Genomic DNA, 1,909 nt, shown 5'->3' on the forward strand with positions numbered 1-1,909 from the left:
GGAACAAAGTTGTCACAAAACAGGTGCGACGTACACACCAGGCCTTATATGTGAAATTGTAACTAGTTTCGGTTCGTCGACAATATTGCGGGCCGTACTTAGAAAGATAGAATGAAAACTCATTCCATTGTTCAAAAGGATTTTGGCCGTATAAATAATAGCTTGTTCCAAGTTGGGTCTGCAGCGAAAGGCTTAATTATCACTTAATATATGTATCGTATAATTATATCTAACCATTTTAATTTGGGGGCAAAATAATGCCTGAGATAATCAATCCTGAATTACTCACAGAAAAAGATGCTGAACACATTATTAATTTTTTGATACTCAATCTAAGCTAGGGATTCATGTTTGGAAAAAGGACACAACCTATACTTTTTACGATGGCACCGAATTCCAATTTTCCCATGATGTGGTTGAGCACAAAAAGAAAAGACAAATCACAAGTTCGTTATGATTTTATCACTGATAAATGCATTGGGAAGGGCAAATTTGGTTCAATTTTTGAAATTGCAGGAACTCTTAAATTAACAGAGGGTAAGATTCATTACAAGCAAGCAGGACATAACGATAAAACACGTGTGGTCAAAATTCAATGCCACAACAATAGTCAGGAGTTATCAGAAACTGAATACAATTTATCCAAAGAGGCTGCTCATATGGCGGTTAAGGAGCCTACAATCGATGGCTCAACCAGCTATTCAGTAATGAGAAAATTAAAAGGAAGAGAGTTAGCTGATATCCTAAAGGATGATCAGTCCCATAAAAAGCCACTGACGGTACAGCAGCGCCTTGACTTAACACAGGCTTTACTTAAAGCATTGAAAGAACAAGTCAGTGATTGTGGCATTATCCATCGAGATATAAAACAACAAAATATTTTAGTAGATCTGAATGAATCTATTACGGTCAATATTATTGATTATGGCTCGAGTGCAAAAAATAATGATAATGATCATAAGCTGGTTGGGTCTCCAATTTTTATGGCCCCCGAAATTTGGTCTAAATCAGACCACACGGAAAAAGTCGATGTATTTTCTATGGCAAGAGTTCTCGCTTTTCTTTGGCATCTTGATGAGAAGACTTTTGGTACTAAAATGCACGAGCTTCCTTCTATTGCAAATCAACAGCCAAATCTGTCAAGTTTGTTTACGGGGATTGATGGTATCAATCCAGAAAATCAACAAATTATTAAAACCATGCTTAACGGGATGTTGCAGCCAAAAGTAGATGATCGCTTTTCTATTGAGCAAGCGATTGCTATAGGTGAAGAATTTACTTTAAATCTTCAGATTGATTTTTCAGCAATAAAAAATAGTAGTGAACTTTACGAACATCGCGAATCCCTGCTTAATATTCTAGATGCAAAAGAGAAGCAAGGCTACTCTATTGAAGCAGTTAAACAGGACATCGAGCAGCGTTTTGCGGAACAACTACATAAAATTGAAGAACAACTGCAGAGAGATAAAGAAGAATGCAAACCATTAAAAATATCATCCAGGATTATAAAAAACATTTGGAAGATAAACTTGTTAAGGAAGGGCTCTTACCAGAAGATGTATTAAAAGTTACTGATAATGAAGAATACTCTCCCATGCAACAAAAACTTGTAAACAGATATCATGCGATTGATAAGGTCCATAAGTTATATGAAAAAATTGAGAGTACAGATATTACTGGAAGCATCGATAAGGAAGCAGCAAAAGAAGCGGCAAAAGAAGTCGTTAAAACCTGTTTAGATAATAAACCGGATTGGTCTGAAAGGCCGTTTCTCCAAAAAATTAACCGATGTGTTAAGTCTTGGCTTTAAACCACTATATCGTTTCTTTTCTTCTAAAGAATCAAAATTTCGAGAGGAAATCCAAGAGCAAGCTCATAAAGGCCCGTCTTCTCTTAGGTGAAGAGATTA

The 1,909-nt window shown here is 36.0% G+C and carries 2 protein-coding genes; both read left to right on the plus strand.

Annotated features, from left to right (window positions below):
* The first annotated feature begins 383 nt into the window (after positions 1-383).
* Entirely contained in the window at positions 384-1,565 is a 1,182-nt protein-coding gene (locus tag BN58_RS29380) for a protein kinase domain-containing protein (protein ID WP_019218448.1), read from the plus strand.
* A complete protein-coding gene (locus BN58_RS29385) occupies positions 1,517-1,810 on the plus strand; it encodes a hypothetical protein (RefSeq protein WP_019218449.1) in 294 nt (97 codons plus the stop codon). The genes BN58_RS29380 and BN58_RS29385 overlap by 49 nt, the downstream gene beginning before the upstream one ends.
* The last annotated feature ends 99 nt before the right edge of the window (positions 1,811-1,909 follow it).

Source organism: Legionella tunisiensis, from assembly GCF_000308315.1.
GTDB lineage: Bacteria > Pseudomonadota > Gammaproteobacteria > Legionellales > Legionellaceae > Tatlockia > Tatlockia tunisiensis.

Bases quoted from the DNA above. Each gene is read 5' to 3' on its own strand.
- BN58_RS29380 (WP_019218448.1), top strand. From the start codon at position 384: ATGGCACCGAATTCCAATTTTCCCATGATGTGGTTGAGCACAAAAAGA.